This window comes from Anaerococcus hydrogenalis (genome assembly GCF_002871895.1).
Taxonomy (GTDB): domain Bacteria; phylum Bacillota; class Clostridia; order Tissierellales; family Peptoniphilaceae; genus Anaerococcus; species Anaerococcus hydrogenalis.
In genome coordinates, this window is record NZ_PNHP01000002.1 from 166,101 (window position 1) to 181,886 (window position 15,786).

At 29.0% G+C, this 15,786-nt stretch carries 14 protein-coding genes; 3 read left to right on the forward strand and 11 right to left on the reverse strand.

Translation table 11 applies throughout. The annotated features are described in order from the left end of the window. Window positions 1–3: 3 nt before the first annotated feature. The 4 genes from CJ192_RS03780 to CJ192_RS03795 all read right to left on the reverse strand — a co-directional run bounded on the left by CJ192_RS03780 (window position 4) and on the right by CJ192_RS03795 (window position 4,520). Entirely contained in the window at window positions 4–522 is a 519-nt protein-coding gene (locus CJ192_RS03780) for an adenine phosphoribosyltransferase (protein ID WP_102197830.1), read from the reverse strand. 10 nt (window positions 523–532) lie between these two features. After that, window positions 533–1,438, reverse strand: a complete 906-nt coding sequence (locus tag CJ192_RS03785) for an LCP family protein (protein ID WP_102197831.1) — start codon at window positions 1,436–1,438, stop codon at window positions 533–535. Window positions 1,439–1,447: 9 nt separating this feature from the next. Beyond that, complete coding sequence (locus CJ192_RS03790) at window positions 1,448–1,921, reverse strand: COG2426 family protein (RefSeq protein WP_004817363.1); 474 nt, start codon at window positions 1,919–1,921, stop codon at window positions 1,448–1,450. Window positions 1,922–2,018: 97 nt separating this feature from the next. Further along, a complete protein-coding gene (locus CJ192_RS03795) occupies window positions 2,019–4,520 on the reverse strand; it encodes a sulfatase-like hydrolase/transferase (protein ID WP_244897278.1) in 2,502 nt (833 codons plus the stop codon). A gap of 231 nt (window positions 4,521–4,751) precedes the next feature. Here CJ192_RS03795 and CJ192_RS03800 point away from each other — a divergent pair, with 231 nt between their 5' ends. The 3 genes from CJ192_RS03800 (at window position 4,752) to scfB (ending at window position 7,746) form a co-directional block, all read left to right on the forward strand. Then, entirely contained in the window at window positions 4,752–6,092 is a 1,341-nt protein-coding gene (locus CJ192_RS03800) for an aminotransferase class V-fold PLP-dependent enzyme (RefSeq protein ID WP_102197833.1), read from the forward strand. 53 nt (window positions 6,093–6,145) lie between these two features. Beyond that, window positions 6,146–6,295 (forward strand): six-cysteine ranthipeptide SCIFF, encoded by a 150-nt coding sequence (scfA, locus tag CJ192_RS03805; protein WP_004817312.1) that lies wholly within the window; start codon window positions 6,146–6,148, stop codon window positions 6,293–6,295. Window positions 6,296–6,360: 65 nt separating this feature from the next. Then, window positions 6,361–7,746, forward strand: a complete 1,386-nt coding sequence (gene scfB / locus CJ192_RS03810; RefSeq protein WP_102197834.1) for a thioether cross-link-forming SCIFF peptide maturase — start codon at window positions 6,361–6,363, stop codon at window positions 7,744–7,746. A gap of 236 nt (window positions 7,747–7,982) precedes the next feature. Here the strand turns inward: scfB and CJ192_RS03815 are convergent, their stop codons facing one another. Genes CJ192_RS03815 through prfA form a run of 7 tightly spaced genes read right to left on the reverse strand, consistent with a single transcriptional unit; the run spans window position 7,983 to window position 15,782 of the window. Continuing rightward, a complete protein-coding gene (locus CJ192_RS03815; protein WP_102197835.1) occupies window positions 7,983–8,615 on the reverse strand; it encodes a ComF family protein in 633 nt (210 codons plus the stop codon). Continuing rightward, window positions 8,612–10,765, reverse strand: coding sequence for an SF1B family DNA helicase RecD2 (gene recD2, locus CJ192_RS03820; RefSeq protein ID WP_102197836.1), 2,154 nt, complete (start codon window positions 10,763–10,765; stop codon window positions 8,612–8,614). The genes CJ192_RS03815 and recD2 overlap by 4 nt, the downstream gene beginning before the upstream one ends. Next, complete coding sequence (murA, locus tag CJ192_RS03825; protein ID WP_102197837.1) at window positions 10,765–12,045, reverse strand: UDP-N-acetylglucosamine 1-carboxyvinyltransferase; 1,281 nt, start codon at window positions 12,043–12,045, stop codon at window positions 10,765–10,767. Before murA ends, recD2 begins: the two co-directional genes overlap by 1 nt. A gap of 9 nt (window positions 12,046–12,054) precedes the next feature. Then, window positions 12,055–12,684, reverse strand: coding sequence for a uracil phosphoribosyltransferase (gene upp / locus CJ192_RS03830; protein ID WP_004815198.1), 630 nt, complete (start codon window positions 12,682–12,684; stop codon window positions 12,055–12,057). 10 nt (window positions 12,685–12,694) lie between these two features. Beyond that, on the reverse strand, window positions 12,695–13,732 hold the full coding sequence (locus CJ192_RS03835; protein ID WP_102197838.1) for an L-threonylcarbamoyladenylate synthase: 1,038 nt from the start codon (window positions 13,730–13,732) through the stop codon (window positions 12,695–12,697). Beyond that, entirely contained in the window at window positions 13,704–14,708 is a 1,005-nt protein-coding gene (locus CJ192_RS03840) for a cation diffusion facilitator family transporter (protein ID WP_102197839.1), read from the reverse strand. The genes CJ192_RS03835 and CJ192_RS03840 overlap by 29 nt, the downstream gene beginning before the upstream one ends. Next, the gene (gene prfA, locus CJ192_RS03845; RefSeq protein ID WP_004817291.1) at window positions 14,709–15,782 is read right to left on the reverse strand and encodes a peptide chain release factor 1; all 1,074 of its coding nucleotides are present in this window, start codon (window positions 15,780–15,782) and stop codon (window positions 14,709–14,711) included. Window positions 15,783–15,786: the final 4 nt, after the last annotated feature.

A 15,786-nucleotide genomic window follows, 5' to 3' on the forward strand; every position in this document is an offset into this window, starting at 1 on the left:
ATTTTAATGATCATATTTAATTAAAGATATAACCTTGTAATCTTTTAATTCATCTCTACCTTTTAAATCTGTAAGTTCAATTAAAAATTCTAAGCAAACAACTTCTCCACCCAAAGATTCTACCAAGGATGCACAAGCTTTGGCTGATCCTCCTGTTGCTATTAAATCATCTATAATTACAACCTTATCTCCCTTATTTAGGGCATCTTCGTGAATTTCTATCTTACTTTGCCCGTATTCAAGGTCATATGATAAAGATTTTATTTGACCTGGAAGTTTTCCTGGTTTTCTTACTGGGATAAATCCAACGTTTAGCCTATCAGCAAGGGCTGCTCCAAAAATAAATCCCCTCGATTCAATTCCTATAATATAATCAAAATCCAAATCTTTTAATTTTTCTGCCATTAAATCCATTGTTTCTTTGTAGGCTTGTTTGTTTTTTAGAAGGGTTGTTATATCTTTAAATGAAATACCTTCTTTTGGATAATCTTCGATAACTCTAATTGTTGACTTGATGTCCATATTCTCTCCTTTATTCTTCTAATAAATAATTATATAAAATTTTATTTCTTATATCAATTGTTGCTTCATTGTCTGGTATATAATAAGAAATTCCATCAATCATATCAGGATAGCCTGGTATAGTTTGTGTGTTTATTTCTGCATCGTCAATATTTCTAAATGCCCATGCAAATGATAAGATTGTTGACATTTTTATATTTGAATCCATATTGGAATTTATTTTTGATACTACTCCTGGGATTTTTATTATATTTTTTATCTTGGTCATATTTTTTATAAATTGTACAACAAAATCTTGTTGGCAAGCTATTCTTCCTAAATCTGCATTGGCATAGCCTTTTCTAAACCTACAATAATCGAGAGCTTGTTTCCCATCGAAATAATTAAGTCCAGGCTTAATGCCTTGAGCTGAGGCAATTTGTTCTGGAACATTTATTTCAACACCACCTAAGGCATCTACCCCATCTTCTACAGCTTTAAAACTAACTTCTGCGTAATAATCTAAATCAATTGATAAAAAATCTCTTATAGTTTTTATTGTTTCATCCATTCCACCGTAAGAATGGGCTGCATTTATTTTATCTAGATTTCCTTCTACATAAACTCTTGTATCCCTTGGAATTGATAAAATATCTATACTTTTTGTATCCTTGTTCATCAAAACTAACATCAGGGTATCTGTTCTTGTATTTAATTTCTCACCAGTAGAATCAACCCCTGCGAATACAAATAACAACTCATTTTCATTTTTTTGTTCAATCTTGTTACCTTGACCTAGGTCTTCACCTGTAAATTTATTTTCATCCTTGATAACTGCCGATGAAATAAATCCTTTTATAAATATAAAGGCAAAACCTACTGTTATAAGCATCAAAATTATAAGTATTGTCTTAATTAATTTTTTTTTGATATTCATTTACACCCCTTAAAAGAAAAAACTAGAAAAAGTATATATAATTATACCCGCTATAACATTTCCTACAGAAATTGTTAAAAAAGATTTCATTTTTTTTAGGCCAAGAATAGATGCAATAAGTGATCCCATCCAAATCCCTGTTCCTGGAAGTGGTATAGCTACAAATAAAAATAAGCCTAGATATTCATATTTTTTTATATTTCCTTCTTTTTTCTTGGCCTTTTTTTCAGCCCAAGCTACTAGTTTTTTTAATGAGTCTTTTTTTTTCATATAATCAAATATTGGCATAATCCACATCAATATAAATATTGCAGGAACTATTGATCCAATTATAGAATAAATATATGTTTGAAATGGTTTTAATCCCATTGCAAGTCCTATCGGAATTGACCCTTTTAATTCTATCAAAGGAAGCATACTAATAATAATTAGAGCTACTTGATTTGAAAAATTAGATCTAATTACCTCTATTAGATTTTGCATTTCTTCTCCTTATTTTTATTGTTTCTAATTTATTATATCATATTACTTTAAACATTAAAAAAACCGAAACCAAGTTTTACTTGATTTCGGAAAAGTTTTATTTTGAAGCCTTATTAAAATATTTATCTGATTTTGTATCTTGCTTCATTTCATAATAAATTAAAGAATTTAATTTATTATTCCTTTTTTGGAATTCTTCGTCTTTACTTACTTCTTCACCCTTATTATTATATATTTGCTTAGTAGAAATTATTGGATAATCTTTGTGCATGTCTAGCATATATTTTTGATATGCTGACAATTTAATTCCTCCAGCTTTTTCTAATAAGTATGGGGTCAACTGATTTACAGATATATTTACATCTTTTTCTTCATCAATATCATAATTTGCCCAAATAGTAAGTGGTGTATAGAATACGTCTTTATTTGTATAATTGCCACCTGACTTAATTAGTTTCATGAATACATCATAGTTTTGTGGTTGATGATCACCAAATATTGCTATAATTGTTGGCTCTTTATATGATTTAAAATATTCAACAAGATTTTTTAAATCTTCATCTGATTTTTTTAGTAAATTTACATAATGGCTTGCCCCTTGGTCATCTCCATTAGTTTCATTTAAGACTTTTATATCTCCAGGAACATTTGAAGTATAACCTCCGTGGTTTTGCATGGTAACAAGGTATGCAAAAAGTGGCTTGTCAGATGATTTATTTTCAAATTGTTCTTTAATTTTATCAAAAGCTACTGAATCTTTCATAAAACCATTTGTTGGTTCAAAACTTTCAGGGCTATTATCATAATCACCCAAAAATGCTACATTTTTAAATCCAAGATTTGGCCAAACTTCTTGTCTTGAATAGTTTGTTGGCTTGTTTGGATGGGTTATAAATGTTTGATATCCTTGGTCTTCTAAAACTCTTGCTACTGATGTGTGTCCATCTTTTACATATTGTTGGAATGGATATGCTCCTAGTGGGAAAAATGTTAATGGAACTGATGTTAAAGTCTCATATTCTGAATTTACAGTTCCTCCGCCCAAAACTGAAACATAAGCATTACCCTGAATTGCATTTTCATCTAGAGATCTTTGGAAGGCTATTGGATTTTCACTTAGTTTTAGATTTCCCTTTCCATAATAATCTGCTAGGGCTTCTGATTGAATTATTACAATATTTGGTTTTTTAGTATCTTTTGTACCTATGTCCTTGTTGTAATATTCTTCCAAAGTATTTTCAACTTCTTTTTCATCATAGCCTTTTGGGGCTGTAAGTATTTGATTTGCAAAAATTCTATAGAAACTATAAGGTGAACCTTCAACATAATAGGTTCTTGATGGTCTCCATAAGTTTACCCCAACTCCATTTTGTTTTATAAAATAATTTACACTTACTACGGTAATTATGGCAAACATACTAGCATAGCCTACTAATTGTTTTACGTAAGATTTTTTAGAAATTTTTATTTTTCCTTCGTTTATCGAAGAAATTACAAACATCCACAAGCTTGCTAATGAAAATGCCATTAATGAATGACCACTAAGTTGGATTACTGTATCTTTAGCAACATCAGCTGCCACTCCCAAGGATCCCAAGAATGCCGGAATAAGTGGAGAATCTCTCAAAATATATAAGGCATCATTTGCAATTCCAAATGCAATGGAAATTAGGAGTATAAAAATCATCGATAGTCTTTTTTTCCTAATTACTATATAAATTAACACTTGAATTAAAAACAAAATCAAGGCATTTATTAGTACATAAATCAATTCCATTGATGAAAAATTTGGATTGTATGCTGATTCTAATATATAAAATGATAAAAATGGGTTTAGGATAAATAAAACCCAGTTAGCAATGTTAATTTTTTTATTTTCTGGATATTTCTTGTAAATACTTTTAATTCCAAGAGATGCCAAAAATACCATAGATACAAATACTATAATATCCTTATAAGTATATGGTGCATTAAAAAACCTTGTGTAAACTTCATCAGTAACGTGATTTTTAATTTTTAACATTCCAAATAAAGAGATTGCAAAAACAATAAAATTTAAACTGTAATCTTTTATTATGTATAAAATTTTATTATTTTCTAAATCCTTGATTCTTTTCAAGATATTGTAAATAAAGAAGCTAAATAAGATTATTGATCCAATAAAAATCAAACTTTGCACTACTATTGATAAGAAGTCTGTGTAATTAATATCTACATAGGACCTATTATCTGTTGAGTTTGCATACATAGTCATAGTGTGATCTTTTAAATAAGACATTACTGCTGTTGCATACTCTGGGCCAGTTTCGAAATTTACTGTAAGTTTATTAAACATCAAGCTAGGACTTGGTTTAAAACTTAATTTATTATCTTTACTATAACCCTTTGTTTGAATTGGATAACCAGTTTTTGTATTTGATTTTTTCCAACCCTTCATATCTACTTTATCAAGATCTAATAACTTGTCTCCTTGATAAATCGAATTAATTTTAAAATTATCTGAATACTGACTACCAGATTCAGTTTGACTTATTTCAATATTTTCATTTGTATAAACTTTGAAAGAAAAATCTTCTATAAAGCTTTGTAAAAAAAGCATGATTATCAAAGATACTACAAAAGAAGATATTTTTAGTTTTCTGTCCTTTTTTATTTTAATCCCCTCTTTTCTTTTATTAAATTCTTATTTATCTAATATTAAATTATTGTAAACTTTTACGATACAATTATACATTATATCCTAAATTATGTAAATAAGATGTCTTATTTGTAAAGTTTCTTTACTAAAAAATATTATAGTATAATATTTAAGAAAAAGAAAGGAAAAAACATGTTAAATGAAAAACTAGATATATATATAAAAGATGATTATTATCCCTTTCATATGCCAGGTCACAAAAGAAATAATAATATTTTAAATAAAAAACTATCCTACCAAAGAGATATTACAGAAATTAGAAATTTTGATAACTTAAATGATCCCAAGACTATTTTTAAGGATATGGAAGATAAATTAAAAGAAATATATAAGGCAAGTGATTTTATTATTTCTACAAATGGATCAACTTGTGGAATCTTATCCTCCCTTAGGACCTTAACAAAAGACAATAAAAAAATCTTAGTTCAAAGAAATTCTCACAAGTCTGTTTTTAATGCAATAGAAGTTTTTGACTTAGATTTTGATTTTATAGGTGTAAAAACTGATGAAAATGATATGGCTTACGACATTGACTATAAGGATTTAGAAGAAAAAATAAATAAAAACTCTTATTCCTTAATTTTTATCACCTCTCCTTCCTACGAAGGTTATATGGTAGATTTGAAAAAAATAAAAAAACTTATAGAAGATAAAAATATTTACTTGCTTGTGGATATTGCCCATGGGTCTCATACTATCTTATCTGAATATGAGAAAAATTTTACCTATGACCTTGCTATAACATCTTTTCACAAAAATTTATCTGCCCTAACACCTGCAAGTGGAATTATAGTTAAAAATAAAAACATTGATATCAAAGAATTAAGAAGAAATATGGCGATTTTTCAAACATCTTCCCCCTCTTATCTTATAAGTGAGTCAATTGATGATATGATAGAAAATTTCCCAATTTTTTTTAGACTTTGGGATAATTTGCTTGACAATTTAAATGACCTTTACAAGATTAAGTTAAAACATCTAAAATTTATAAATTCAGATAAAAAAGACCTATCAAAAATTGTAATATCTTGTAAAAATACAAATATCAATGGCAATGACTTGGCTGATTTAATATATAAGGAAAAAATTGAAATTGAAATGGCAACCACCTCTTATGTAATATTAATTTCTAGTATTTTTGACACCAAGAAAGGTTTTGAAAGATTAAAATCTGCCCTAATAAAAATTGACTCAAGTTTAGAATATAAAAAATCAAATTTTAAATTTTACTTCTTGGATTCTGAGAAAAAATATTCTATTAATGAGGCCCTTAATAAAAATATTTCAAAAATATCCTTAGATAAGGCTCAAAATAAAGTTTCAGGCTCCTATATATATGCCTATCCACCCGGAATTCCCCTTCTTCTTCCAGGAGAAATTATAAATAAAGATATAATTGATCAAATTAAATACCTTGATATGATGGGAGTTGACTTATCAATTGATGATTTTGAAATTCCTATTATAGATTGACAAAAATAAGCTCTTTTGTTAAGATTAATTTATAGAAAACAAAGGAGATACATATGAAAAGAATTATTACTTTAAATACAAGAAATCTTCACAAAAGTAAAAAAGACGGTGGCTGTGGTGAATGTCAAACATCTTGCCAATCAGCTTGCAAAACATCTTGTGGAGTTGCTAACCAAGAATGTGTTAACACAAAAAATAAATAAGGGCAAGCCCTTATTTTTTTTATTGAATAAATCTATACTATTTTACTATAAATTAAGGAGAAAAAATGATACACCAATATAAGGCAAAGGGTTATAATATTGTTTTGGATGTATATTCCGGATCTGTTCACCTAGTTGATGAAATTTCTTATAATATTATAAGCCTATTAAATAAAAATAAAGATAAAGCATACATAGAAAATGAAATTAAAAATTTACATAATATAAATCAAGAACAATTTGATGAGGCTTATAATGAAGTAAGAGATTTGGTTGATGAAAAAGTCCTATTTTCAGAAGATGATTTTAAGGATTTAACAATCGATATGGATAAAAGAAAAACTTACCTAAAAGCTATGTGCTTAAATGTAAGCCATACTTGCAATCTTTCTTGCGAATATTGTTTTGCAAAAGAAGGAAGATATCATGGACCAGAAGCCATCATGACAGATGAGGTTGCCAAAAAATCCATTGATTTTCTTTTAGAAAATTCTGGATCTCACTATAATTTAGATATTGACTTTTTTGGTGGGGAGCCACTTTTAAATTGGGATTTGGTAAAAAATACCGTTGATTATGCAAGAAGTAAGGAAGAAGAATTTAACAAACATTTTAATTTCACCCTTACAACAAACGGTATGCTATTAGATGATGAAAAAATAGAATATTTAAATAAAAATATGAAAAATGTTGTTCTTTCTCTTGATGGAAGAAAAGAAAAACACGATGAATTTAGGAAAACTCATGATGGAAGAGGATCATTTGATAAGATTGTTCCAAAATTCCAAAAATTAGTAAAGGCTCGTGGTGACAAAGAATATTATATGAGAGGAACCTTTACAGCCAATAACTTAGACTTTACTGAAGATATAAAAACATATTTAGATTTAGGCTTCAAAAGAACATCTCTTGAGCCAGTTGTTGGCAATAATGAAGAAGATTATGCCCTAAGAGAAGAACATCTAGATAGGATTTACCAAGAATATGAAAAACTTGCAGATATGATGATTGATGCCATCGATAAGGATGATAAATTTATTTTTTACCATTACATGATTGACCTAAACAACGGTCCTTGTGTTTATAAAAGAATTTCAGGTTGTGGATCAGGATCAGAATATATGGCAGTAACTCCAACAGGAGATTTATATCCTTGCCATCAATTCGTAGGAAATGATGATTTTAAAATAGGAAATGTTTTTGAAGGAATCAAAAAACCTGAAATAATTAAAAATTTCAAAAAAAATAATTTATATAGTCAAGAAAAATGTAAGGATTGCTGGGCACAAATGTATTGCTCAGGAGGATGTGCAGCAAATAATTACAATGCTGGTGGAGATATAAATAAAATTTATGATTATGGATGTAAGGTCTTTAAAAAAAGAATAGAGATGGCTCTAGCTGTAAAAATTCACGAATTTTTAAAAGAAAGCGAAAAAGAAGAAGCATAAAAATAAGGTGCATATGCACCTTACAGGCTGTTGTCAAAGTATATAAACCCTCATGCTAAGAATATCATACGAAAAAAAATGATTTGATTTCAAATTTGAAAATTCGTCAAAAATCGCACTGTTCGAGCGCTAGCGAGTTTGCGATTTTAGAATTTCAAATTTAGAAATCAACAATTTTTGAAATCAGATATTCGTGCTTGAGGGTTTGTCTACGTTCTATAAGGTGCAATCGCACCTTATTTTTTTACCCTATGACTTGAAGCAAGGGCTAATATTTCAATATTTTTTGGATTTGCCTTTTCAATAGTTCTTATAATTTCCTTTATAGTGTTTGAACTTGTAATAATATCATCAAAAATTAAAATATTTTTCCCGGTCAAATCCCCATGGAAAACAAAAGAATTTCTCAAATTTTTGGCCCTTTCCTCCCTTGATAATTGGTGTTGGGCCTTGGTATTTTTAATTTTTTTAAAATTTTTAAGATAAGTCATATGGGTATTTTTTATAAAAAAATCGCAAATAAGCCTAACATGGTCAAAACCCCTATTATTAACTACAGATTTTGATGAAGGGGTTGTAAGAATATAATCGAAATTATCCATAGATTTTTCTTTAATAAAAGAAAAGACCATCTGACCAAAAACTTTATAAAGGGAAGTGTTCCTATTAAACTTATAATCCCCAATAAGACTTGCCATAAAAGGATTATAAAAATATAAAACCCTTGCCCTATGACCTAAAATTTCAAATTCATTATCAACATAATCTAATTTATTCAAACAAGACTGGCATAAGGAAAAATTTTCCTTAACTTCCTCCTTACAAAATAAACACAAATCATCATCCAAAAATAAAAAATCCCATATCATTTTAAGGCCTCTGATAATTCTTTAATCCAAAAGCTCAAATTAGTTAGCCTTTGGGAAGTCTTATTATTTCTTACCATTTGTTTTAAAATTCTTTTTTCACCAATTAAAATCACCAATTTTTTGGCCCTAGTTATGGCAGTATATAATAAATTTCTATTTAAAAGCATAAATGAAGTTGGCATCATAGGAATTACAACACAATCAAATTCAGATCCTTGAGACTTATGAATAGTAATAGCATAAGATAAGTCCAAATCTTTAATATCTTCTTTTTTATATGAAACAATATTTCCATCATAAAATTCTATTTTTAAAGATTCCCTTTCTTCATCAAGTTCAATGATTCTACCAATATCTCCATTATATACCCCATCATCAAAATTACTTGGATCTAAACTTTCAAGGTCATAATTATTTCTAACCTGCATCACCTTATCTTTTAATTTAAAAATTCTATTATTAATTTTAAAAGATTTAGGGTTTTTGTTTAAATTTTCTTGTAAAATATTATTTAAATTAAGGACACCCCAAGAAGATTTTTTGCTTGGAGCAAGAATTTGAATGTCATTTATAGGATCAAGCTTATAATAATTTGGCAGCCTATTTTTAATTAAATCTAAAATATCTTTTTGAAAATTATTAGCATTTGAATCAATAAAGAAAAAATCCTTATTTTTTTGATTTAAAATTGGATACAAACCATCATTTATCCTGTGAGCATTAACTACAATATTACTTTCTTGGGCCTGCCTAAATATTTTGTTTAATCTAACCGATTTAATGTCGGTATCCAAAATATCTTTCAAAACATTACCAGGTCCAACACTTGGAAGTTGGTTATGGTCTCCTACCAAAATAAGGGCCGTATTTGATGATAGGGCCTTTAATAATTTATCCATCAATTTAATATCAACCATTGAAACTTCATCAACTATTACATAATCACATTCTAGTGGATTTTCTTCATTATATTCTGGAATTGGACTTTCAGGTTTTATACCGATTAATCTATGTATGGTTAAGGCAGAATTTTCTGTAGATTCTTGCATCCTTTTTGCAGCCCTACCAGTTGGTGCTGCTAAATTGAATTTTAAATTATTATCATCCAAAATATTACAAATAGCCTTTATTATAGTAGTTTTTCCGGTTCCGGGTCCACCAGTAATTACCAAAAGCATATTATTAAAAGCTTCATTAATAGCAACTTGCTGCTGTTTAGAAAAAACATCCAGGTCTTCATTAATCTCTAGATCAAAAATATATTTTTCATTTTTTAACCTTGAAAGATTAATAGCTGTAGATTTTTCCGCCTTATAAATATCCTTATCATATACAAATTCTTCATTTCCAATTTTCATAATTTGGATTTTTGAATTTATTAAATCTTCATTTATTTGATCTTTAATTTTATTTCTATCAACTTTTATCAAGGAAAAAGTCTTATCAATTAAATCATCAAGTCTAATAGTACAAGAGCCTGTCATTTCTGCATCATTTTTTAAAACATAGGAAATGGCAGCAGAAATCCTAAATTTAGAATCACTTTTCATCTGCATATTAATAGCTATATTATCAGCCATAATGAAACCAATTCCGGAAATATCTTCAGACAATTTGTAAGGATTTGTTTTTACAATAGAAATTGTATTATCTCCATAAGCCTTGTAAATTTTATTTGCAAGATTAAAAGAAATATTTAATCCTTGAAGATATAGTAAAGCTTCCCTACTATCTCTAGCATCAAGAGTAGATTCTTTAATTTTTTCAAGTTTTTTCTTTCCTATGCCAGGAATTGTCAATAGTTTTTCACTTTGGTTGAAAACTACATCGATAGAATCATCCTTAAATTTTTCATAAATTAATTGGGCTGTTTTTTTACCAATTGATTCAATATTTCCACTTGATAAATACGAAATTATAGCTTTTTTACCAGAAGGTTTCTTTAAACTGGCACTTTCTACCTGAATTTGTTCTCCATACTTATCATGATAAATTAATTCTCCCTCAACAATAATTTGATCATTTTCATTAAGAAAAGGCATAATACCAGTACAAGTTATAGGAGAATCGGAAGTTTCTAAGGATAAAACTGTGTATCCATTTTCTTCATTTCTATAAATTATACTTTTTATTATGCCTTCAAATTTCATTATTTATTTACCTGTTTTCTTTCAATAAGAGCACCAAGTTTTGTAAACTTTTCAATCAAGTCGCTATATCCTCTATCTATATGATAAATATCAGATATTTTTGTCTCACCATCAGCTATAAGACCAGCAAGAATTAAAGCAGCTCCTGCTCTTAAATCTGTCGCCTTAACTTCTGCTCCATGAAGTTTATCAACACCAACAATTACAGCCCTATTTCCTTCTGTAATTATTGCAGCTCCCATTTTTTTAAGCTCATCTACATGCATAAACCTATTTTCAAATACAGTTTCTACAACAGATGATTCACCTTTACAAACTGTCATCAAAGCCATAAATTGTGATTGAGCATCTGTTGGAAAACCTGGATATGGTAGAGTTTTAATATTTGTTGGTTTTAATTTTTTTGAAGCCTTAACTCTAATTATATCTTCATCTTCAACTTCATCAATTTCAACACCTATTTCAATTAATTTTGCTATAATCGGTCTAATATGCGATCCCAAAACATTTTTTACTGTTATATCTCCACCAGTAATTGCAGCTGCAAGCATATATGTTGCAGCCTCAATCCTATCTGGGACTATAGTATGTCTTGTCCCTCTTAATTTTTCAACACCTTTTATAATAATATTAGATGTTCCAGCCCCTGTGATTTTTGCACCCATTTTGGATAAAAATGATGCTAAATCTACAATCTCTGGTTCCTTAGCAGCATTTTCTATTACGGTTTCACCTTCTGCAAGTGTAGCTGCCATCATAATATTTTCAGTTGCTCCAACTGACGGAAAATCTAAATATATTACCTCACCTTTTAAACCATCTTTTGCTTTTGAAGATATTTCTTCATGGTTCATTGTTGTCTTTGCACCTAAAGCCTCAAAACCTTTTAAGTGTAAATCTATTGGCCTTTTTCCAATATTACATCCACCTGGAGCCTTAGTTACAGCATGACCAAATTTTGATAAGAGTGGTCCCATCACTATAAAAGAAGCTCTCATTTTATCCATTAACTCAAATGGTGTTTCAAACTTATTAACATTTGAAGAATCAATTTTAAGAGTAGTTTCTGTAAGATAGTCAACCTTGGCATTTAAACTTCTTAAAATTTCTACCATTACTTCTATATCTTTTAATTTTGGAACCTCATCTAAGATTACTTCTTCACTTGCAAGAAGACTTGCTGCAAGAATTGGAAGAGCAGAGTTTTTTGCTCCAGAAATATAAACTTCACCATGTAAAGGTCCATTTTTTCTAACTACTAAAATTTCTTCATTATTCATAATTTCCCCTTACTTGGTTCCAAATAATCTATCTCCGGCATCTCCTAGTCCTGGTACTATATAGCAATCATCATTTAATTTTTCATCAAGTTGAGCTATATAAATATCTACATCTGGGTGTTCTTCTTGTACTTTTTTAATTCCTTCAGGTGCTGCTATAATATTTAATAATTTTAAAGATGTACATCCTTTTTCTTTTAATCTTTGAATAGCATCACAAGCTGATCCTCCTGTTGCAAGCATAGGATCTACTACCAACATATCTCTTTTATTAGAATCTTTAGGAATTTTTAAATAGTATTCTACAGGTTTCATAGTTTCTTCATCCCTGTACATTCCTATATGACCAACTCTTGCTGCTGGGAAAACTTCTATAAGTCCATCAACCATTCCAAGACCTGCTCTTAGAATTGGAATTATACCTAATTTTTTTCCAGAAAGTCTATAGCCAGTTGTTTTACAAATTGGAGTTTCTATTTCATATTCTTCTAAAGTAAAATCTTTACTAGCTTCGTATGCTAAAAGAATTGTGATTTCTCTAATTATTGATCTAAATTCATTAGAACCTGTATTTTTATCTCTTAAAATTGAAATTTTATGTTTGATCACTGGATGATCTAATACTGTTACTTTACCCATCGTCTCTCCTTTATAAATTATAAATATTTCCTGATGCTGACTTTTTCATCCTATTCATTATACTCTTTCCAAGTCCGATTTCCTCAACACCTTGTGCAAGTATTATATCTACACCTTTTCTATCAAGGTCTCTTAAGGCTTCAAAGAGTACATGACTCATTTCTATTAAATTTTCTTTATCTCCCAAAGAAAGTGTAATATATGATGAAAATTTTTCTGTATACTTGTTAAAAACTAAAATTCCTACTTTTTTACCTTCATTTTTATATTTTAAAGCCAAATCATTTATCTTTTCTACACTTTTTTCACCAACAAAAACTTTCATCTGAGCTTTTGGTGCATAGTGTTTGTATTTTTGTCCTGGGGATCTTGGAACTTTTGTATCATCAACCAAAGAATCATCCAGGCAAACATTAGGAATAAATTTTTTTATATACTCATAAGTATAGTATCCCGGCCTTAAAATACATGGATTTTCTAAGCTCATATCTATTACTGTAGATTCAATCCCGATATCAGAACTTCCCCCGTCAATAATAAGAGGAATCCTTCCATCCATATCATAGAAAACATCCTTTGCATTTGTTGGAGATGGCCTTCCTGAAATATTGGCAGAAGGTGCTGCTATCGGCCTGTTACAAAACTTAATAAATTCTCTTGCAAGCTTATCTTTTGGCCTTCTTACAGCAACTGTATCTCCACCACCAGTTATTATATCTGGAATTTTTGAACTTTTTTTGAGTATAACTGTAAGAGGACCTGGCCAAAGATTTTTTATTAAAAATTTTGTTCTCTCATCAACTTTTTCAACTAATTCATCTAATTTATAATCCTCATCAATATGTAGAATTAAAGGATTATCTTCCGGCCTATTTTTTGCCTTAAAGATTTTTCTAGAAGCCTCAGGATTTAGACCATCAGCCCCCAGTCCATATACAGTTTCTGTTGGAAATGCTACAAGATCTCCGTTTTGTATTATTTTAGCTGCATGCTTTAAGATATTTTCATCAACATTTTCTCTATCTATTTTCAATATCTCTGTTTCCATTTTTCACTGACTTTCTTAATTTTTCAATATTTTTTTTGTTTTCTTCGTTTTCTATCAAACAATAAGTTGGGTCCATGTGTATGGTTATAGAAATATTTAACTCATTTTTAAGTCTAAGTTCAATATTTGTTACAGCCTGATGCATTATACCTACGCTTATATTTGACGGTACTTCAACATCGCAACTTCCTACAAGTTTTCCTCTTCCATATTCATGTATATATAAATCATGGTAGCCATGAACAAAATCTCCATCCAAAATTATCTTTTCAATTTTTTGGTGAAGATCTTTTCCTATTCCTTTTCCAAGAAGCTTATCAATAGTATCTAAAAATAAATCCAAACCTGGTTTAAATACAATAATTGATAAAATCATTCCTAAAAGTGAATCAATATTAAAGTTTATATATTTTTGTAAAATAACTGCAATTATGATTGATATTGTTGAAAGAATATCATTTCTTGCATCAATCATTACTGCAAAATTTAATTTTGAATCGAGTTTTTTGTCTAAATTTTTATTTAGAAAATAAATATAAAACTTAAATCCTAGAGAAAATATCAAAATTATTATACTTAATCTGGAAAGTTTTGGTAAATTTCCCTTATAAAAGCTTTCAATTGAGCTTGTAAAGAGAAAAAATCCCACAAACATTATTAGGATTGAAACCAAAAAACTTGCTATATATTCACTTCTACCATGCCCATAGGGATGTTTTTTATCAGCAGGCTTACTACTTGCCTTAGCTCCAATTAGGGTTATAAGGCTTGTCAAAGCATCTGACATGTTATTAAAGGCATCACCCAAAATTGCTGAAGATGATGCAATTAGGCCTATACTTATTTTAATTAAAAACAAAAATGCATTGATTAAAATCCCTACAAATCCTGAAAGAGAAATCAATTTTAATCTTACACTTTCATTTTCTATAGATTTGTAGTCTTCTACAAATCTTTTTGCAAGAAAATCAAACAATTAGTCTTCTCCCATTGTTTTTAATTTTCTAGTTTGGTCTTCTGTTATCAAAGAATCTATCATTTCTTCAATATTTCCATCTAAAAAATCATCTAATTGATAAATAGTTTTATTTATCCTATGGTCTGTTATTCTTCCTTGTGGATAATTGTAAGTTCTAATTCTTTCTGACCTATCTCCAGTACCTACTTGAGATTTTCTATTATCAGAAATTTCTTTTTGTCTCTTTTCTTCTTCCATCTCATATAATCTTGCCCTTAAAACTCTCATTGCCTTATCTTTATTTTTAATTTGAGATTTTTCATCTTGGCAAGTTACTACAAGTCCTGTTGGAATATGGGTAAGTCTTACGGCAGAATCTGTTGTGTTTACACTTTGTCCACCATTTCCACTTGACCTATATACATCAGTTCTTATATCATTTGGATCGATTTTTATATCAACTTCATCAGCTTCTGGCAAAACGGCAACAGTGGCTGTTGATGTGTGAATTCTTCCACCGGATTCTGTTTCTGGAACTCTTTGTACCCTATGAACCCCAGATTCATATTTTAATTTAGAATAGGCACCTTCACCTCTAACTATAAAGGTAGCTTCTTTCATTCCACCTATTCCCTGACTTGATACATCAATATCTTCTGTCTTATAATTTTGCTTATCAGCATACATGTGATACATTCTGTAAAGATTTCCAGCAAAAAGACCTGCCTCTTCTCCACCAGCTCCAGCTCTAATTTCTACAATTACATCCTTATGATCGTTAGGATCTTGTGGAATAAGAAGAATTTTCAAATCTTCATTATATTTTTCTAGATTTTTTTTATTTTCATCTATCTCAGCTTTTAAAAGATCTATCATTTCCTTATCTTCAGCTTCTTTTAAAAGCTCTGTATTTTCTTCAATCATATCTTCAGCCGCTCTTATCTCATTATATTTTTCGACAATTGGCTTTAATTGATTGTATTCTCTTGAAACTTTTTTAAACTTATCGGTATCAGATAAAACTTCTGGATCTGCTAGTTTTTTTTCTAACTCTTTGAAGTTTTCTCTCATATGTTCTAAATTTTCTAACATATAT

Coding starts and splice junctions, on each gene's coding strand:
- CJ192_RS03780 (WP_102197830.1), bottom strand. CDS start 522: ATGGACATCAAGTCAACAATTAGAGTTATCGAAGATTATCCAAAAGAA.
- CJ192_RS03785 (WP_102197831.1), bottom strand. CDS start 1,438: ATGAATATCAAAAAAAAATTAATTAAGACAATACTTATAATTTTGATG.
- CJ192_RS03790 (WP_004817363.1), bottom strand. CDS start 1,921: ATGCAAAATCTAATAGAGGTAATTAGATCTAATTTTTCAAATCAAGTA.
- CJ192_RS03795 (WP_244897278.1), bottom strand. CDS start 4,520: ATGCTTTTTTTACAAAGCTTTATAGAAGATTTTTCTTTCAAAGTTTAT.
- CJ192_RS03800 (WP_102197833.1), top strand. CDS start 4,752: ATGTTAAATGAAAAACTAGATATATATATAAAAGATGATTATTATCCC.
- scfA (WP_004817312.1), top strand. CDS start 6,146: ATGAAAAGAATTATTACTTTAAATACAAGAAATCTTCACAAAAGTAAA.
- scfB (WP_102197834.1), top strand. CDS start 6,361: ATGATACACCAATATAAGGCAAAGGGTTATAATATTGTTTTGGATGTA.
- CJ192_RS03815 (WP_102197835.1), bottom strand. CDS start 8,615: ATGATATGGGATTTTTTATTTTTGGATGATGATTTGTGTTTATTTTGT.
- recD2 (WP_102197836.1), bottom strand. CDS start 10,765: ATGAAATTTGAAGGCATAATAAAAAGTATAATTTATAGAAATGAAGAA.
- murA (WP_102197837.1), bottom strand. CDS start 12,045: ATGAATAATGAAGAAATTTTAGTAGTTAGAAAAAATGGACCTTTACAT.
- upp (WP_004815198.1), bottom strand. CDS start 12,684: ATGGGTAAAGTAACAGTATTAGATCATCCAGTGATCAAACATAAAATT.
- CJ192_RS03835 (WP_102197838.1), bottom strand. CDS start 13,732: ATGGAAACAGAGATATTGAAAATAGATAGAGAAAATGTTGATGAAAAT.
- prfA (WP_004817291.1), bottom strand. CDS start 15,782: ATGTTAGAAAATTTAGAACATATGAGAGAAAACTTCAAAGAGTTAGAA.